Source organism: Aeromonas sp. 603404, from assembly GCF_049171775.1.
Lineage (GTDB): Bacteria > Pseudomonadota > Gammaproteobacteria > Enterobacterales > Aeromonadaceae > Aeromonas > Aeromonas veronii_A.
The window spans coordinates 1-17,558 of record NZ_JAAKPE010000009.1 but is presented as its reverse complement, the minus strand read 5'-3'; the positions used below and the strand labels follow the sequence as shown (position 1 = coordinate 17,558).

The following is a 17,558-nucleotide window of genomic DNA, read 5'->3' as shown; positions in this document are numbered from 1 at the left end:
GCCAAGGTGAATGGCCTGATTAGCGTGGTTTCAGAGAGCTGCGGGCATAGTCGATGAGCCGTAAAGAGAGCTGTTTGTGTACCCCTTTTTCCAGTACCCAACGGTGCCAGTAGAGTCGCTCCGTCAGGATGCGCTCTGGGCTGAGGTTGACCAGTGAGCCACTCTCCAGTTGTCTCCTGATCTGTAATTCCGGGATAAGACAGTAGGCCACTCCCTGTTCGGCCATGGCGACAAAGGCCTCCGACGAATGAACCGTATGGCAGGGGTAGCCGCCAGGCTCCAGCCCGAACTGCTCCCTCATAAAGCTTACATGCATGTCATCTCGCTGATCGAACGCTACTGCCGGTGCCTTGGCCAGTGCTTCCCGGGTCAGACCGCGAGGAAAATGGCGAGCCACGAAGGCCGGGCTGGCGGTGAGCAGATAGTTCATCTCACCGAGCTCGTCGACACAGCAACCCGCCAGCGGTTGGGGGCTCAGGCTGACCGCGCCGAAGGCCTGCCCCTCGCGCACCTTGTCGAGGGTGCGGCACTCGTCATCCACCAGCAGGTTGAGTTCGATGGGATGCTGCTCAAGCAAGGGAGTAATCGAGGGCAGAAACCAAGTGGCCAGGCTGTCGGCATTGACGGCGATACTGATCCGGATGGGTGCTTGTGGTGTGGCGGGAGCCAGCTCACCAGCCAGTTCCAGCTCTAGCTGGTGGACCTGACGATAGTGTGCCAGCAGCTTCTGGCCGAGCGGGGTCGCTTGCAGCGGCTGGCTGCGGATGAGCAGCGGCTCGGCAAACTGCTGCTCCAGCTGCTTGATCCGCTGGGAGATGGCCGACTGGGTGATATGGAGCGACTTGGCCGCCCGCTCGAAGTTCTGTTCCTGCAGTACCGCATCCAACGCCCGCAGCAGTTTGTAGTCCAGCTCTTTCATCTTCCCTCCCTTGCGTTGCTTCTGGGCTGACTCTACGTCACTCGGCAGGGGACAACAATGAGTGGTGACAGGGACGTTATGCTGTGATTTCTGACAGTAGTGATCAGGTTGTTGAGGGAGGATACTGCCCGCTGATCCGTGGGTTAGCCTGCGGGCTCATAGCGATCTGTTTATCCCGGGTCTGTTTTCCCGGGATTTTTTATGACTGCGCTGTCAGCGCCCTTGATGGTTGCTGCAGTAGAATGTGGCTGGTTTGATAGTGGCCCAGCAGAGGTTGGCCAACGGCACGGGCGAAACGTTCATCCAGATGGAAGCGGATCCCCACCCCGCGCACGGCCCCCAGATCCACCGTCTGGCGGTGACCGAGCCGCTCGATGGGCAGTCCGAGACGACGAAAGATGCGCTCTACCGGCAGGCTGACGACAGCGACCAGCTCCCGGATCCCGTGAGCATGGGCGAAGGCATAGACTTCGCGAAAGATAACGCAGGTGAGCTCGCTGACGCCATTGACCATCCGCGGAGCACGGCTGGCATCGATGGCTAGACGGGTCAGTTCCCAGACATCGGGGGTGCGTGGTGCACTTTCACCGGCAAGGGCGGTGGGGAAGATGGTGGGCAGCATATAGGCATCGGCACAGTTGAGCAGGCGAATACAGCCGCACAGCCCTTGTTTATCCTCGATCAGCACCCAATGGGTGTCTGGCGTATCAAAGCTGTCACGCTCGAGTCCCCGATGGGACTCTACATCCCAGCCGAGCCGGTCGGAAAAGACGCGATTTCGAAAGCGATAGAGTTCCTCCTCTACCTCATTTCGTGGATGCTCTCTCAATTTTCCTTTGAAAACCAACATTATGGGCCCTCTGTCTTGCTATTCGCCGTTATAATCACATGTCTGGCCAAGGGGGCTTTCATATGAAAAGAGACCAACTGCTTGAGTATCTCGAACATTTCACTTCGGTGACGGATGGCAACCGTCTGGCCGAGCTGATCGGTCACTTCACGCTCGGTATGGGCTACGACTACTACCGCTTCGCGCTGATCCTGCCGATGTCGATGCAAAGACCCAAGGTGGTGCTGTTCAATCACTGCCCTGACTCCTGGGTGCAGGCCTACACCGAAAACAACATGCTGGCATGTGATCCGGTGATCCAGCTGGCGCGCAAGCAGACTCTGCCCATCTACTGGAATCGCCTCGATGAGCGAGCAAGCTTTCTGCAAGAGGGAAGCATGGATGTGATGGGGCTGGCAGCCGAGTTCGGGCTGCGCAACGGCATCTCCTTCCCCTTGCACGGTGCCGCCGGGGAGAACGGGATCCTCTCCTTTATCACGTCCGAGCGGGCCTCGAGCGATCTGCTGCTGGAGTCGTCGCCGATCCTCTCATGGATGTCGAACTACATCTTCGATGCCGCAATCCGGGTGGTGCGTTTCAGCATGATGGACAGTGCGGGCAAAGAGCCCCTGACCGAGCGCGAAACCGAGTGTCTGTTTTGGGCCAGCGAAGGAAAGACCTCCTGCGAGATAGCCTGCATCCTCGGCATCACGGAGCGCACGGTCAATTACCACCTCAATCAGGTCACCCGCAAAACCGGCTCCATGAACCGCTACCAGGCCATTGCCAAGGGGGTGGGGACCGGCTTGCTGTTGCCCAATCTGGAGCAGGTGGTGGTCACCAATTTTCCCCGAGTGTTGCAGTAGTCCGAGTCTCACATGCCACAGATTCTCCTGCTGCTGTATGAGGGTCACAATTGTCAGATCCGGTAATTGACAAGGGATTGAATAGAAAAGCTTCATCATTAGCAAAATGAATGAACCAGTAAATCAATGAATTTCTAAGAGGGAACAGGGCTCGCTATAGTGCCGTTCATTCATCACTTCGAACGGAACTTTCCATGCTGCTGACCACGACCCTGCAAGGCTTCACCATAGGTCTTGCCATGATCATCCCCATCGGCGCCCAGAATGCCTTTGTGCTGAGCAGAGGCATCCATCGCAATCACCATCTGCTGAGCGCCACACTCTGCAGTTTCTGCGACCTCATTCTGATCGCTATAGGGGTATTTGGCGGAGCCAATCTGCTGGCTGCCAGCCCGATTGGCATGATGCTGCTTACCTGGGGCGGCGTGCTGTTTCTCGGCTGGTTTGGGGTTCGCTCCCTGCGCAGCGCCTGGCATGGACAGGAGGGCGGACTGGCCGACTCTTCGCAACGGATGAGAGCCAGAAGCGTACTGGCCATGACGCTAGGGGTCACCCTGCTCAATCCCCATGTCTATCTCGATACCCTGATGCTGCTCGGCTCCCTTGGCAGTCAGGTGAGCGAGTCCCTGCGTCCGGCCTTTGCTGCGGGGGCCATGCTGGCCTCGCTGGTGTGGTTTTACTCGCTTGCGCTGGGAGCGGCCGCATTGGCGCCCTGGCTAGCGCGAGGAGGGGTGCAGCGGGGGATCGATCTGCTGGTCGGCATCATCATGCTGAGTCTGGCTATTCAACTGGCCATAGGAAGTTGAGGAAGTTAAGGCGGCAGGAATGAGCGACCGGTAACAAAAAGATGCCACTCGCAGGGAGTGGCATCTTCGCTATTGGAGGGGGTCAGACTCGGAACTGGGAGAGCAGGCGCTGTTGCAGCAGGCTGGCTTGATGGAGCGAGGAGGCGAGCTGCAGGCACTCCTGCGCCTCCTGTTCGCCGGTTCTGGCTTGCAGACTGATGCCGGAGACCTTGTCAGAGGAGTGGCTCAGGGTGTGTGACAGTTGACCTGTGGCTACGGCCACCTGCTGCACCATGTCGGCCAGCTGGTCGATGGCGCCTTCCACCTTGAACAGGATCTGCTTGGTGTTCTCGGAGTCCTGCATGCCGGACTCCACCGTCTTGAGGTTGCGCTGCATCATCAGGTAGGCGCTCTCGGTCTGCTGCTGGATGCTGCTGATCACCTGGCTGATCTCGGCGCTTGATGTTGCCGTGCGATTGGCCAGGGTGCGCACCTCGTCCGCGACCACAGCAAAGCCACGTCCCATCTCCCCCGCGCGGGCTGCTTCGATAGCCGCATTGAGGGCCAGCAGGTTGGTCTGCTCCGAGATTCCGCTGATGGTGGAGATGATCTGGCCGATCTGGCCCGCCTGCTCCTTGAGGGCGTTGATGGCGATGGCGCACTCGCCCACCTCCTGCACCACCCGCTGCATGCCCGCACTGGCAGAGGCGACATATTGGCTACTTTCGGTGGTTAGCTGGCGCACCTCGTTGGCATTGTGGGCCGCCATGCTGCAGTTGTCGGAGATACCGGTGGCGACTTGCACCATCTGTTCACTGTCGTGGTGCAGGGCCAGCGCATGTTCGGCTGTCTGGCGGCTGCTCTGGCTGATCGCCTCCACCCGGTTGACCGAGGTGTGAACGTGTTCGCTGATGTGCCGGTTGTTGTCCATGGTGGAGCTGATCATCTTCTGCAATTTCTCGATGAAGCGATCCACGCTGTTGGCCAGCGAGCCTATCTCGTCATCCCGCTGCAGGTTAATGCGGGCGTTGAGATCCCCCTCGCCGGCGGCGATATCCTGCATCCGTTTGTCCACTTGCAGCAGCGGGGTGACCAGCTTGCGGGTCAGCCAGAAGCCGCAGAGGGTGACCATGATCAGGCTAAGCAACAGGCCGCTCAGCAGCAGGGTGCGGGTTTGGCTGATGATGCCGTTGAGCTGGACTACCTGATCCTCGACGGTGGCATCACCGCTCGCCTCGATGGCAACCAGTTGTTGCTGTAGCTGGTCGGCACTGGCCTCATAGAGAGCCTGCTGGGCCTGATAGCTGCCGAGCGCCTCGATCCACTGCCCCATCAGCTGCTGATGTCGGGCCAACAGGGCGCGATACTGTGTCGCCAGCGGCTTGCCGGCAAATTCGCCGGTTCCCTCGATATCGAACAGCCCGGTACCGAGCATGCTGTCGATCGCTTCGTGATAGAAATCGGTCGCCTCTTTCAGCTCGACCTTGATCGCCTCCGTTACCCCTTGTCTGCGCATCTTCTCCAGCGCATAGAGCTGGCGCAAAAAGCCGATATTGGACTCCATTCCCCCGTCGGCCGCTTCCCAGCGGGTGGAGAGGCCACTGTTCCAGCTGATGGTCTGGTCGGGGGCCTGGGTCAGCACCTCTACCGCCCCATCGCCAATCACCTCCAGCTGGGTCGAGAGTCGTGCCATCAGCTCGGCGTTGTGATGCAGCGCCTCATCAACCTCGGTATAGGCGTGATAGAGCGTCAACAGCTTCTCTTGTTGTTGTTGATAGGCCAGCTTCTGCTGCTCCATGGTGGCCAGGACTGCGCCATCAATGAGCTGACCCTGGCTGACCCGGGCCAGCGCATCATCGGTCGCCGCCTTGGCGGCATCAAGCTCGGTGCGATTGAGCGGGGTGCCGTTTTGCATCTTCTGAATCTGTAACTGTTGATTGCCCAGTTCGATGGAGCCTTCCATGGCGCCATCGGCGGTCTGCCAGGCGCTTCCCAACACATAGGTGAGCAGGCCGGCCAGCCGCTGGCTGCCATACCAGCCCACGACCCCCATCCCCAGCGTGCAGCCGAGCAAGATGGCAAGACCCAGATTGGCGGTGGAAACAATTTTCATATGATGGCCTTCCTTGGTATCTGCATTGGCATCAATTTCGGTTCCGAACGGATTTAGTGTAGTGGCTCATGCCCAGTCGGAGTCCGGTACGGTGCAGAAACATCCCGTACACGCAGGCTGAACCAGATCAAGCATGGTGGCCAATTTGCGAAAAAGCTTCTCCGGATACCAGGGGGTTGCTGCCCTATGCTGGATACTTATCCAGTTATTCTTTATGCTATGAGCCAATTTGCGAATAGCTGTATTGGTGAGGAGAGAGCCGTGATTGGTCGCTTGAGAGGCATTGTCATTGAGAAGCAGCCCCCCGAGGTCTTGCTGGAAGTAGGCGGGGTTGGTTACGAGGTTCATATGCCGATGAGCTGCTTCTATGATTTGCCGGAGATCGGCAAGGAGGCGACCATCCACACTCACTTCGTGGTGCGGGAAGATGCCCAACTACTCTACGGTTTCAACCACAAGCAGGAGCGTGCGTTGTTTCGCGAGCTGATCAAGACCAACGGGGTCGGCCCCAAGCTGGCGCTGGCCATTCTCTCCGGCATGACTGCCAGCCAGTTTGTCATCTGCGTCGAGCGCGAAGAGATTAGCTCTCTGGTCAAACTGCCGGGGGTCGGCAAGAAGACCGCCGAGCGTCTGGTGGTGGAGATGAAGGATCGCCTCAAGGGCTGGGTCAGTCACGACCTCTTCTCCCCGGCCATGGTCACCCTGCCAGCCAGTGAGCCAGAATTGCGGGCACCGGATGTGACCGAAGAGGCGGCCAGTGCGCTGGTGGCCCTCGGTTACAAGCCGCAGCAGGCGAGCCAGATTGTCAGCAAGATCGCCAAAGAGGGGATGTCGGTGGAAGATATCATCCGTGAATCCCTGCGTAGCCTGGTATGAGGTAGTTGATGATTGAAGCAGACCGCCTCATTTCGGCCAGTGCTGCCCGTGAGGATGACATTATTGACCGGGCTATCCGCCCCAAGAAGCTGGCTGACTACACCGGTCAGGATACCGTCTGCGAACAGATGGAGATCTTTATCGAAGCGGCCCGTCAGCGGGGAGAAGCGCTCGATCACCTGCTGATCTTCGGTCCGCCGGGTCTGGGCAAGACCACCCTCGCCAACATCGTCGCCAACGAGATGGGGGTCAATATCAAGACCACCTCCGGCCCGGTGCTGGAGAAAGCGGGGGATCTGGCGGCGCTGCTCACCAACCTCGAACCGAACGATGTGCTGTTCATCGACGAGATCCATCGCCTCAGCCCGGTGGTGGAGGAGGTGCTCTATCCGGCGATGGAGGATTACCAGCTCGACATCATGATCGGGGAGGGGCCAGCGGCTCGTTCCATCAAGCTGGATCTGCCTCCCTTTACCCTGATTGGCGCCACCACCCGGGCTGGTTCACTCACCAGCCCGCTGCGGGATCGCTTCGGTATCGTCCAGCGGTTGGAGTTCTACAACGTCAAGGATCTGACCGATATCGTCTCCCGCAGTGCCCGTTGTCTGGGGCTAGATATGACGGAAGATGGTGCCATTGAGGTCGCTCGTCGCTCTCGTGGTACGCCGCGGATTGCTAACCGTTTGTTAAGACGAGTGCGTGACTTCGCCCAGGTCAAATCCGATGGCCGGATCGATGGCCCCATCGCAGCCCGCGCCATGGACATGCTGGATGTCGATAACGAAGGTTTTGACTTCATGGACCGCAAGTTATTGTTGGCTGTGATAGACAAGTTTATGGGGGGCCCGGTAGGTCTCGATAATCTGGCCGCCGCGATCGGGGAAGAGAAAGATACTATCGAAGATGTGCTTGAGCCTTATCTGATCCAGCAAGGGTATCTGCAACGTACACCCAGAGGACGGATTGCGACCACACGAGCCTACGCTCATTTCGGTCTTCAGCGACCAGATGAGAAGTAAAAACAGTCGTTTGAACAAAAAACCGCCGTCAAAGGCGGTTTTTTGTTATTCGGGCAAAAAAAAAAGCCCACGGCTGATGCGGTGGGCAAAGACAATTCAGGATGGATGTTCACAGACAGTGAGTGCGTCTGGACACAGACCGGAAAATAAACAGGTGAGCCGTCGCGAGCTCTCAGAGTCGGTTCAGTTGATAGAGCTGAACAAAGGAAAGCTTGTAGTAACGGATGGTTTTAGCAACAAACTTTTTCATCTTCGATTCCAATAGACAGGTTCAAATTGATGGTCGAATACGTACCGTGAACCCGGATTAACCGGCCTGTATCCAAGGGTATGCCCTCACTGCGAGGCGCATTGTAGGAGCTCGTATCGGCCCGGGCAAACAAGAAAAATTGCAACCTTCAAATTAGTTTATCTAATGTAGTGATTGATGAAATTGGTTCGCATGAGTATGCATTGTTTGTAGTTTTAAATTGAGTTTTCGAATCAGTTCGCCTGACCTGGATAACATGGAAAAAGGCGCGTCATCGACACTTTTCAAATTAAATGGGGTGGCCGGATGTTAAATTCTTAAATTGATTTAAATCAATATTTTACGCATTGCCATCTTTTGTGATCTGGCTCGCTTCAATAATCGTGAAATAGATTAAACATGGCTTTGAAAGCCATGTATGACGGGTCCTTTTACATTGATTTCAATCAAATAAAGGTGATATAAAAACCCGGTCATAATGAGCGAGAATAAATTGAAGCTGATTGTTTTTTAATTGTTAAACATTAGCTTTGTTTGTGTTTTCGCGTTGCCTTGTTGTTAATATTGGTGGTTACTGAAAGTGTTTTGTTGTGATGCGTCTCAACGGGGCCCATTCGATAACCCCCAACGGAAGCTTTGTCCTTAAAACTTAAAATAGCCGTGCCAATAATCGGTGAGGAAACATCATGATTGCTGAGCATGTGGTAGACCTATCGCGGTTCCAGTTCGCTGCGACGGCCCTTTATCACTTTTTGTTTGTACCCCTGACGCTGGGAATGGCCTTTCTCCTGGCGATCATGGAATCCGTCTATGTGATGACCAACAACACCATCTACCGGGACATGACCAAATTCTGGGGTAAGTTGTTTGGTATCAACTTTGCCCTGGGGGTCACCACAGGCCTGGCCATGGAGTTCCAGTTCGGGACGAACTGGGCGTATTACTCCCATTATGTCGGCGATATCTTCGGGGCTCCGTTGGCCATCGAAGGGCTGATGGCCTTCTTCCTGGAGTCCACCTTCGTCGGTATGTTCTTCTTTGGTTGGGATCGTCTGAGCAAGCATCAGCATCTGGCTGCCACCTGGTTGATGGCGCTGGGTACCAACCTCTCCGCCCTCTGGATCCTGGTCGCCAACGGCTGGATGCAGAACCCGGTCGGTGCCGAGTTCAACTTCGAATCCATGCGGATGGAGATGATGAGCTTCGCTGACGTGGTGCTCAACCCGGTTGCTCAGGTCAAGTTCGTTCACACTGTGGCGGCTGGTTATACCTGTGGCGCCATGTTTGTGCTGGGTATATCCTCCTACTACCTGCTGAAGAATCGTGATGTGGCGTTTGCCCGTCGCTCCTTCGCCATTGCCGCTGCGTTCGGTATGGCTTCCATCGTGTCCGTGCTGATCCTCGGTGACGAATCCGGTTACGAGACCGGTGAAGTGCAGAAGGTGAAACTGGCCGCTATCGAAGCTGAGTGGGAAACTGAACCTGCTCCGGCCGCCTTTACCCTGTTCGGTATTCCGAATCAGGAAGAGATGCGCACCGACTACGCCATCAAGATCCCCTATGCGCTGGGCATTATCGCGACCCGTTCTCTGGACGGTCAGGTAACCGGTCTGAAGGATCTGAAGAGCGAGCACGAACTGCGCGTTCGTAACGGTATGACCGCTTACGACCTGCTGACCAAGCTGCAATCCGGTGACAAGTCTGACGAGACCCGCGCTCGCTTCGACGAAGTGAAGCAGGATCTGGGCTACGGTCTGCTGCTCAAGCGCTACACCAGCAACGTGACCGATGCTACCGACGAGCAGATCAAGGCCGCAGTGGATGACTCCATCCCGCAGGTTCTGCCGCTGTTCTTCGCCTTCCGTATCATGGTTGCCGTCGGCATGCTGATGCTGGTGCTGATTGGTATGGCCTTCTATGACAGTGCCCGCCACCAGATCGGCAAGCGCAAGTGGCTGCTCAAGGGTCTGCTGTGGGGTATCCCGCTGCCGTGGATCGCCATCGAAGCAGGCTGGTTTGTGGCTGAATATGGTCGCCAACCGTGGACCATTGCAGAGGTGTTGCCGACTTCCCTCTCTGCATCCAATTTGCCTGCAGCCGAGATCTGGTTCTCTCTGATCGGTATCTGCCTGTTCTATACCGTACTTCTGGTTATCGAGATGTACCTGATGTTCAAGTATGCCCGTCTTGGCCCCAGCAGCCTGAAGACTGGCAAGTATCACTTTGAACAGATCAAGGCATAAGGAGAGCGACCATGTTTGATTACGAAACTCTGCGTGTCATCTGGTGGGCTCTGGTCGGCGTACTGCTGATCGGTTTTGCCATCACTGACGGCTTCGACATGGGGGTAGGCGCACTGCTCCCGTTCGTCGGCAAGAAAGATGTCGAGCGCCGCGTGATGCTCAACACCATGGGGCCGCACTGGGAAGGTAACCAGGTTTGGCTGGTCACTGCCGGTGGCGCCTTGTTCGCCGCCTGGCCGATGGTGTATGCCGCGACCTTCTCCGGCTTCTACATCGCCATGATCCTGACCTTGATGGCGCTGTTCCTGCGTCCGGTCGGTTTCAAGTACCGCTCGCTGCGTGCTGATGCAAAATGGCGCAGCAACTGGGACTGGGCCTTGTTCGCCGGTAGCGCCGTACCGCCCATCGTCTTTGGTGTGGCCTTTGGCAACCTGCTGCAAGGCGTTCCGTTCGAGTTTAACCAGTTCATGATGTTGACCTATCACGGCAACTTCTTCGGCCTGCTTAACCCGTTCGGCATTCTGGCTGGTCTGGTGAGCCTGTTCATGCTGCTCACCCAGGGCGCAACCTGGTTGATGATGAAGACCGACGGGGAAGTGCTGGCACGTTCCCGTACTGCCGCCATGATCTGCTCACTGCTGACCCTGGTGCTGTTTGCTGCCGCGGGTTGGTGGGTAAGCGGTATGGAAGGGTATGTCATCGTCAAGGCTGCCGCGACTGACGCAGTATCCAACCCGATGAACAAGGAAGTTGTCCTGCAGGCTGGTGCCTGGATGAACAACTACACCCTCTATCCGTGGATGGTGGCTGCCCCTGTACTGGGTCTGGCCATGAGCCTGCTGACTGCGCTGTTTGCCCGCATGAACATCGGCTGGCTGGCGTTTACCAGCTCCTCGCTGGCGATTGCCGGGGTCATCCTCACTGCCGGTTTCTCCATGTTCCCGTTCGTGATGCCCTCAAGCCTTGAGCCGTCACTGAGCCTGACCATGTGGGATGCTACCGCCTCTTTCAACACCTTGCAGGTGATGACTGTGGCTGCAGCGATCTTCGTACCGATTGTGCTGGGTTACACCATCTGGACTTACATCAAGATGTTTGGCCGGGTAACCAACAAGCACATCGAAGATAACCAACAATCTCTCTATTAAGAGGTGCGCTGACAATGTGGTATTTCACCTGGATCCTGGGGCTGTTGCTGGCCTGTGCATTTGGCATTATCAATGCGCTGTGGCTGGAACACACCGAGAACATGGATCGTCAGATCGATGAAAACAAGTGATCGACTCGCCAGGCTGGCCGCTCCACTGGAGCGGCAGCCGTGGCAGGGGTTGATGTTACTCGCGGCGGCCTTGTTGGCCGTCGCTATTTTACAGGCCCCCAATCTGATCGCGGCCAACACCAGCGAGCATGGTCTCTGGCTTGCTCCCTGGCTGATGTGGGCCGTCTGTTGTGGCGTACTTAACGGGCTTGGCTTTCATCTGAAAAGCCTGCCCGGACGTGTGCTGTTCAACCCCTGGCTCGCCTGGCCCAGTTTGTTGTATGGCCTCTGGCTGACACATTCATATTTCCTTTCATAAAAAACGGGGGGAGGCAGGATTTCCCTGTCTCCCCCTGCTTCTTTCCTATTCAGCCCTGCGCTATGATAGCCCCCCATCTGACTGTCGAATGGATCACAGATTGTTATGGGGGAAGTCTTTGAGTTTCCGGTACGTGTCTACTACGAAGACACCGATGCCGGGGGCATCGTCTACAACGCCAATTATCTCAAGTTTATGGAACGTGCTCGCACCGAGTTTCTTCGTGCCAAAGGGGTCGAACAGGACGTCTGGCTGCAGGAGGGATATGCCTTCGTGGTGAGCCGAACTGAGATCGATTTCCGCTCGGCGGCCCGTTTTAATGAACTATTGAATGTATTAACGCAAGTGATTGAAGTGAAACGCGCATCCCTGCGTTTTTCGCAGCAGATCCTGGCGGCTGATGGACGACTCGTCACCCAGGCTTTGGTACAGATAGCCTGTGTAAGTCATCCGCAAATGAAACCTGTAGCTATACCTGAAAAAATCAAGGGAGTGCTGTTAAGTGCACGCTGAAATTTCGTTTATTGGCCTGTTTTGGCAAGCCAGCCTGTTGGTAAAACTGGTCATGATCACCCTGATGAGCATGTCTATTGTCTCCTGGGCGCTGATTATCCAGCGTTCCAAGGCGATCAAGGCGGCCAATCTCGCATCGGAACAGTTTGAAGATCGCTTCTGGTCAGGGGTCGATCTCAATCGCCTCTATCAGGAGTCCTCTTCCCGCCGCGATGATATCGAAGGCATGGAAGATATCTTCTACTCCGGCTTCAAGGAGTATGCCCGCCTGCTCAAGGCCGGGGCCCGTGGTCAGGATGCGGTGATGGATGGTACCTACCGTGCCATGCGCGTCTCCCTCTCCCGTGCGGTGGATGATCTGGAATCCAACCTGCCGGTGCTGGCGACCATCGGCTCCATCAGCCCCTACATCGGTCTGTTCGGTACCGTATGGGGGATCATGAACGCCTTTATCGCCCTGGGTCAGGTGCAGCAGGCCACCCTGCAGATGGTGGCACCGGGTATCGCGGAAGCGCTGATTGCGACCGCCATGGGTCTGTTTGCCGCTATCCCGGCGGTAATCTTCTACAACCGCTTCTCCAACAAGGTCGAGCGGCTGGAGAATGCCTACGCCAACTTCATGGACGAGTTCACCACCATTCTGAACCGTCAAATTGCTCAGCAGCAGGGTGATCAGTAATGCAAACCTATCAGCGGATCCGGCGCAAGAAGGTGGCCGAGATCAACGTGGTTCCCTATATCGACGTCATGCTGGTGCTGCTTATCATCTTTATGGCGGTCACGCCGGTGATCACGCAAGGGGTCAAGGTGGATCTGCCGCAGGCTGAGTCCGAGCAGTTGCCGGAAGATGCCAAGCCGCCCTTCATCGTCAGCGTCAATACCGAAGGCGAGTATGTCATCAAGGCTGGCGAAGCCGATGACGAGCCGGTGCCAAGTGGCACGCCAGAGGCGATGCAGCAATACATCACCGAAAAAGCCATGGGCTATCTGGCGATCAACCAGAATGCCCCCGTGGTGGTCGCGGGTGACAAGGCCGTGCGCTACGAAGAGGTGATCCTGTTGATGGTGGCCCTCAAGAATGCGGGTGTGCCTCAGGTTGGCCTGATGACAGATCCGGTGAACTAACGGAGATGGATGTGAAGCGTGGTATTTCCGGTTATCTCATCGCGTCGTTTCTGCTGCACCTGATCATCGGCATCATCCTGTTTGTCGGGCTCGATTTCAGCAAACCGAAACGACCCGAATCGAAGGGGCAGATCGTCAATGCCGTCATGCTTGATGAGAACTTCCTCAACGAGCAGGCCAAGCAGATCCAGCAGCAGAAAGCTCAGCCCAAGCCGCAGAAGGTAGAGAAAGAGAAGGATAAGGAAGATACGGATCTTGCCAAACGCGAACTAGCCCAGCAGCAGGAACGGCTGCGTATTGCCGAGGCCAAGCGGAAAGAAGCAGAAGAGGCGACCCGCAAGGCCGAGGCTGAGAAGCAGAAAAAAGTTGCCGAGCAGAAGCGGGCGGAAGAGAAGGCGCAGAAAGCCGAGGAGGCCCGCAAGCTGGAAGAGCAGAAGGCCAAGAAGGCGGAAGCCGAGCGCAAGGCTGCTGAAGAGGCCAAGGCACTGGCGCTGAAGAAAAAGAAAGAGCTCGAGAAAAAACAGGCGGAAGAGAAGGCTAAAGCCGAGGAGGCCAAAGCCAAGAAAGCGGAAGCTGACAAGAAGGCCAAGGCTGAGGCAGAGAAGAAAGCCAAGGCAGAGGCTGAGAAAAAAGCCAAAGCCGAGGCTGAGAAGAAGGCCAAGGAAGAGGCAGCCAAAAAGGCAAAAGCTGACGCAGAGAAGAAAGCCAAGGCTGAAGCCGAGAAGCAGGCCAAGATCGCGGCAGAACGCAAACGCAAAGCGGCCGAGGAGGCCAGACTGCAAAAAGAGATGGAAGCCATGATGCAGCAGCAGCTGGCGGCTGAAGCCAATGCCCGCAGCCAGGCTGCCTCTGCAGCGGCACAAGGTGAGGTCGACAAGTATGCGGCGCTCATCAAGGCCACTGTTGAGCGGTATATGATTTTGGATCCCACCATGCGGGGCAAAACATGTACTATCGGCGTACGTCTTGCGAGCAGTGGCTTTGTCATATCGGTAGATAACGGCCAGGGTGACCCGGCGGTCTGTCGTTCGGGTAAGGCGGCTGTCTTGAAAGCCAATCAACTGCCAGTGCCCAAGGATCCTGCGGCATTCGAGATGTTGAAGGAATTTAACCTGAAGTTAGAACCGAGTATCTAAGCGTGATAAAACGAGGTTGCTTGCCTCCGGTTGGCAACCTCTCGCCGAGAAAGGAATTTAACCTCTCATCTTTATTGGAACCGAGTATTTAAGCCATGATCAGAAAAGTATTTTTTGCTTTGGTTGGCTGTTTGTTGCTGGGCCAGAGTGCCCAGGCGGCCCTGGACATCGTCATCACCGGCGGTATTGATAGCGCACGCCCCATCGCCGTCGCCCCCTTCAAGTGGGAAGGCAACGGGCAGTTGCCGCAGGACATCGCGGAAGTGGTCTCCAACGACCTGATGCGCAGTGGCAAATTCAAGCCGCTGGCCCGTGGCCAGATGCCGCAGACTCCGAGCAGCAGCAGCGAGATCAACTTCGCACCCTGGGCCGCTCAAGGGGTTGAGGCCGTAGTCGTCGGTTCCATCTCGGCGGTGGGTGACGGCACCTACAAGGTCAACTTCGAGCTGGTCGATGTGCTGAAGGGTCAGCTGGCCAAGGCACAAGGCGGCGAGGCGAACGGTTACATCCTGGATAGCCGTATGGCGACCATCCCGGGTGCCCAGATGCGCCAGTTTGCCCACCGTATTTCCGACATCGTCTATGAGCGTCTGACTGGCGAGCGCGGTGCCTTCCTGACCCGTCTGGCTTACGTCTCCGTACAGCAGGGTACCCAGTTCCCGTACCAGCTGCGCATTTCTGACTACGACGGTTACAACGAGAAGACTCTGCTGCGCTCTCGCGAGCCGTTGATGTCTCCCTCCTGGTCACCGGATGGCAGCAAGCTGGCCTACGTGAGCTTCGAGAACCAGAAGTCCGAAATCTATGTGCAGGATATCTACACCCAGCAGCGCAGCCTGATCACCAGTTTCCGTGGCATTAACGGGGCCCCTGAGTGGTCTCCTGATGGTCGTCGTCTGGCTATCGTTCTCTCCAAAGATGGTTCACCCAACCTCTATGTGGTTGATGTGGCTAGCAAGCAGCTTACCCGCGTCACTACCAGCCGCGTGATCGACACCGAGCCCTCCTGGATGCCGGACGGGCAAAATTTGTTGTTCACCTCTGAACGTGGTGGCAAACCCCAGATTTATAGCGTAAATTTGGCGACTGGTATGACTCGCCGGATGACTTGGGAAGGTGAATCCAACCAGGGTGCATCCATCACTCCTGATGGCAAAATCATGGTGATGGTGACCCGTGTTCAGGGACAGTATCGTATTGCCCGTCAGGACATGGAAAACAATGCCCTGTTGGTCCTTACCCAGAGTGCTCTGGATGAGTCGCCAAGTGTGGCTCCCAATGGCAGCATGATCATTTATGCCACCATCTATCAGGGTCGTAAGAGTCTCGCGTTGGTGTCGACTGATGGTCGCTTCAAGGCTGTGCTTCCGACCAGTAGCGGTGAAATTCGTGCACCAGCTTGGTCGCCCTTCTTGAATTGATAAAAATCCAATTGTTTTTTGTTTTGTTATAAAGGTTTAAGGAAATAGCATGCAACTCAATAAACTGCTCAAGGGTTTGGCCATCGCACTGCCACTGTTCACCCTGGCCGCTTGTAGTTCTTCTTCTGATTCCGACGCCGCTGGCGCCGAATCAGGTATGACCGACGGCATGGGCGGTGTACAAACCGGCGGCGCCAACGGCATGTTGTCCCCGGAAGAGCAGATGCGTCAGAAGTTCGAAGCACTGCAGCGTGACAACGTGATCTACTTCCCGTTCGACGGTTACGATATCCAGGGTCAGTACGCTGATCTGCTGGATGCCCACGCCAGCTACCTGCGCGAGCGCCCGAGCGTGAAAGTCCTGATCGAAGGTCATGCCGATGAGCGCGGTACTCCGGAGTACAACATCGCCCTGGGCGAACGTCGTGCCAAGGCTGTTGCCAAGTATCTGCAAACCCTGGGTGTGCAGGCCGAGCAGCTCTCCATCGTCAGCTATGGCGAAGAGAAGCCGCTGGATCTGTCCCACACCGAGGATGCCTTTGCCAAAAACCGCCGCGCGGTTCTGGTTTACTAAGGTTTAAACCGAACGAAGTTCGTTTATATGCAAGCGGCCATTTCGATGGCCGTTTTATTTGCACTAAACGCCAAGGTTTGATCCGAATGAAATCTGTATATGCGAGCGACGATGGCGCTGGCCGTTTTATCTGTACTAAACGCTAAGGTTTGATCCGAATGAAATCTGTGTACAAGCAAGCTGTCGTTGCGCTGGCCGTATTGGTTGCTCTGAATGCGCAAGCTGCGGCACCGGTCAGCGATCTGGGCGGTGATTCGGGTGGTGGGGTTGTCCTTAGTGGCAACAACGGCGCCATCGTGCCCACCGGTAGCCTGGAAGATCGGGTTGCCCTGCTGGAGCGCACCCTCAATGCCCGTCTGCGACTGCAAGCTGAATTGCAGCAACAGGTCGACTCCCTGCAAGGGGAGGTCTCCGAGCTGCGTGGTCAGCTGGAGCAGCAGACCTACCAGATGGAACAGTCGCAAGAGCGCCAGCGTCAGCTCTACCAGGAGCTCGACAAGGTTGCCAGCAGCCAGCAAGCTGCCCCGGCCGCCTCGGCCCCTGCAGCTGCCACACCGGCTGCTGCCGCCAATTACTCAACCAATCAGGATGAGAATCAGGCCTACGACGCAGCGGTCAACATGGTGCTCAAAGAGAAGAACTACGACAAAGCCATTCCGGCTTTCCAGGGCTTCATCAAGCAGTACCCCAATTCGGGCTATGTTCCCAATGCACACTACTGGCTCGGCCAGCTGCTGTTCAACAAGGGTGACAGAGCCGGAGCCTCGGCCCAGTTTTCGACCGTGGCCAACAAATACAGCAAATCCCCCAAGCGAGCCGATGCGCTGCTGAAGCTGGGTATGCTGGCGCAACTGGATGGCAAGAAGGCGGAAGCCAAATCCTTCTATGAGCAGGTGATCAAGGGCTATCCCAACACCTCGCCAGCCCAGTTGGCCAAACAGAGTCTGGCCAAGCTGTAACATTGCTGTATGTCACTGTTTTCGTAACGCTACTGTAAAAACAGCCTGCATTTGTACGTACAGTGAGCAAACGGATTTAAATTACGAATTTTCTGTTGCACCGGAAATTTAAATCCGTAATATAGGCCGCCGTCAGAGCCGAAGCAGTAATGCAGTCGGAACTGGTCGTGGTGAGGGTCGTTAGCTCAGTCGGTAGAGCAGTTGACTTTTAATCAATTGGTCGCTGGTTCGAATCCAGCACGACCCACCATTTTCTCCACCAGGTGGAGACAGAATTCCCAGGTCGTTTAGCTCAGCTGGGAGAGCACCTCCCTTACAAGGAGGGGGTCACTGGTTCGATCCCAGTAACGACC

Annotated in this window: 18 protein-coding genes and 2 tRNA genes; 17 read left to right on the top strand and 3 right to left on the bottom strand. The window is 56.3% G+C overall.

From position 1 onward, the window contains the following. Window positions 1–19 precede the first annotated feature (19 nt). Window positions 20–919, bottom strand: coding sequence for a LysR family transcriptional regulator ArgP (locus G5306_RS12955; protein ID WP_266135412.1), 900 nt, complete (start codon window positions 917–919; stop codon window positions 20–22). A gap of 199 nt (window positions 920–1,118) precedes the next feature. Beyond that, on the bottom strand, window positions 1,119–1,769 hold the full coding sequence (locus G5306_RS12950; RefSeq protein WP_266135413.1) for an acyl-homoserine-lactone synthase: 651 nt from the start codon (window positions 1,767–1,769) through the stop codon (window positions 1,119–1,121). A gap of 62 nt (window positions 1,770–1,831) precedes the next feature. On the opposite strand from G5306_RS12950, the gene G5306_RS12945 reads away from it, so the two are divergent. Together G5306_RS12945 and lysE are read left to right on the top strand one after the other, a co-directional pair. After that, window positions 1,832–2,614: a LuxR family transcriptional regulator gene (locus G5306_RS12945; protein WP_216952064.1), complete on the top strand. Its 783-nt coding sequence runs from the start codon at window positions 1,832–1,834 to the stop codon at window positions 2,612–2,614. Window positions 2,615–2,808: 194 nt separating this feature from the next. Further along, window positions 2,809–3,420, top strand: coding sequence for an L-lysine exporter (gene lysE / locus G5306_RS12940; protein ID WP_421209378.1), 612 nt, complete (start codon window positions 2,809–2,811; stop codon window positions 3,418–3,420). 82 nt (window positions 3,421–3,502) lie between these two features. Here lysE and G5306_RS12935 read toward each other — a convergent pair whose 3' ends face one another. Further along, window positions 3,503–5,512, bottom strand: coding sequence for a methyl-accepting chemotaxis protein (locus G5306_RS12935; RefSeq protein WP_421312957.1), 2,010 nt, complete (start codon window positions 5,510–5,512; stop codon window positions 3,503–3,505). Window positions 5,513–5,773: 261 nt separating this feature from the next. On the opposite strand from G5306_RS12935, the gene ruvA reads away from it, so the two are divergent. The 15 genes from ruvA to G5306_RS12860 all read left to right on the top strand — a co-directional run bounded on the left by ruvA (window position 5,774) and on the right by G5306_RS12860 (window position 17,558). Further along, a complete protein-coding gene (gene ruvA / locus G5306_RS12930; protein ID WP_421312956.1) occupies window positions 5,774–6,388 on the top strand; it encodes a Holliday junction branch migration protein RuvA in 615 nt (204 codons plus the stop codon). An 8-nt stretch (window positions 6,389–6,396) separates the two neighbouring features. Next, complete coding sequence (gene ruvB / locus G5306_RS12925; RefSeq protein ID WP_005335744.1) at window positions 6,397–7,407, top strand: Holliday junction branch migration DNA helicase RuvB; 1,011 nt, start codon at window positions 6,397–6,399, stop codon at window positions 7,405–7,407. 936 nt (window positions 7,408–8,343) lie between these two features. Next, the gene (locus tag G5306_RS12920; protein ID WP_005335743.1) at window positions 8,344–9,900 is read left to right on the top strand and encodes a cytochrome ubiquinol oxidase subunit I; all 1,557 of its coding nucleotides are present in this window, start codon (window positions 8,344–8,346) and stop codon (window positions 9,898–9,900) included. 11 nt (window positions 9,901–9,911) lie between these two features. Beyond that, on the top strand, window positions 9,912–11,048 hold the full coding sequence (gene cydB / locus G5306_RS12915; RefSeq protein WP_005335741.1) for a cytochrome d ubiquinol oxidase subunit II: 1,137 nt from the start codon (window positions 9,912–9,914) through the stop codon (window positions 11,046–11,048). Window positions 11,049–11,062: 14 nt separating this feature from the next. After that, entirely contained in the window at window positions 11,063–11,179 is a 117-nt protein-coding gene (gene cydX, locus G5306_RS12910; RefSeq protein WP_005304933.1) for a cytochrome bd-I oxidase subunit CydX, read from the top strand. Further along, entirely contained in the window at window positions 11,166–11,477 is a 312-nt protein-coding gene (locus G5306_RS12905) for a cyd operon YbgE family protein (protein ID WP_041202810.1), read from the top strand. The genes cydX and G5306_RS12905 overlap by 14 nt, the downstream gene beginning before the upstream one ends. A gap of 105 nt (window positions 11,478–11,582) precedes the next feature. Next, a complete protein-coding gene (ybgC, locus tag G5306_RS12900; protein ID WP_005343212.1) occupies window positions 11,583–11,990 on the top strand; it encodes a tol-pal system-associated acyl-CoA thioesterase in 408 nt (135 codons plus the stop codon). A gap of 1 nt (window position 11,991) precedes the next feature. Further along, window positions 11,992–12,669 carry a protein TolQ gene (gene tolQ, locus G5306_RS12895; RefSeq protein WP_216954450.1) on the top strand — a complete coding sequence of 226 codons (678 nt, stop codon included), beginning with the start codon at window positions 11,992–11,994 and terminating at the stop codon, window positions 12,667–12,669. Continuing rightward, complete coding sequence (gene tolR, locus G5306_RS12890; RefSeq protein WP_005335733.1) at window positions 12,669–13,115, top strand: protein TolR; 447 nt, start codon at window positions 12,669–12,671, stop codon at window positions 13,113–13,115. The genes tolQ and tolR overlap by 1 nt, the downstream gene beginning before the upstream one ends. 5 nt (window positions 13,116–13,120) lie before the next feature. Further along, the gene (tolA, locus tag G5306_RS12885; protein WP_216979490.1) at window positions 13,121–14,251 is read left to right on the top strand and encodes a cell envelope integrity protein TolA; all 1,131 of its coding nucleotides are present in this window, start codon (window positions 13,121–13,123) and stop codon (window positions 14,249–14,251) included. Between the two features lie 95 nt (window positions 14,252–14,346). Continuing rightward, entirely contained in the window at window positions 14,347–15,672 is a 1,326-nt protein-coding gene (tolB, locus tag G5306_RS12880; protein WP_216952059.1) for a Tol-Pal system beta propeller repeat protein TolB, read from the top strand. A gap of 49 nt (window positions 15,673–15,721) precedes the next feature. Next, on the top strand, window positions 15,722–16,246 hold the full coding sequence (gene pal, locus G5306_RS12875; protein ID WP_005313284.1) for a peptidoglycan-associated lipoprotein Pal: 525 nt from the start codon (window positions 15,722–15,724) through the stop codon (window positions 16,244–16,246). A gap of 158 nt (window positions 16,247–16,404) precedes the next feature. Next, a complete protein-coding gene (gene ybgF, locus G5306_RS12870; RefSeq protein ID WP_421276322.1) occupies window positions 16,405–17,205 on the top strand; it encodes a tol-pal system protein YbgF in 801 nt (266 codons plus the stop codon). Between the two features lie 174 nt (window positions 17,206–17,379). Next, window positions 17,380–17,455: transfer RNA gene (locus tag G5306_RS12865), tRNA-Lys, on the top strand. A 31-nt stretch (window positions 17,456–17,486) separates the two neighbouring features. Further along, window positions 17,487–17,558 (top strand) — tRNA-Val (locus tag G5306_RS12860).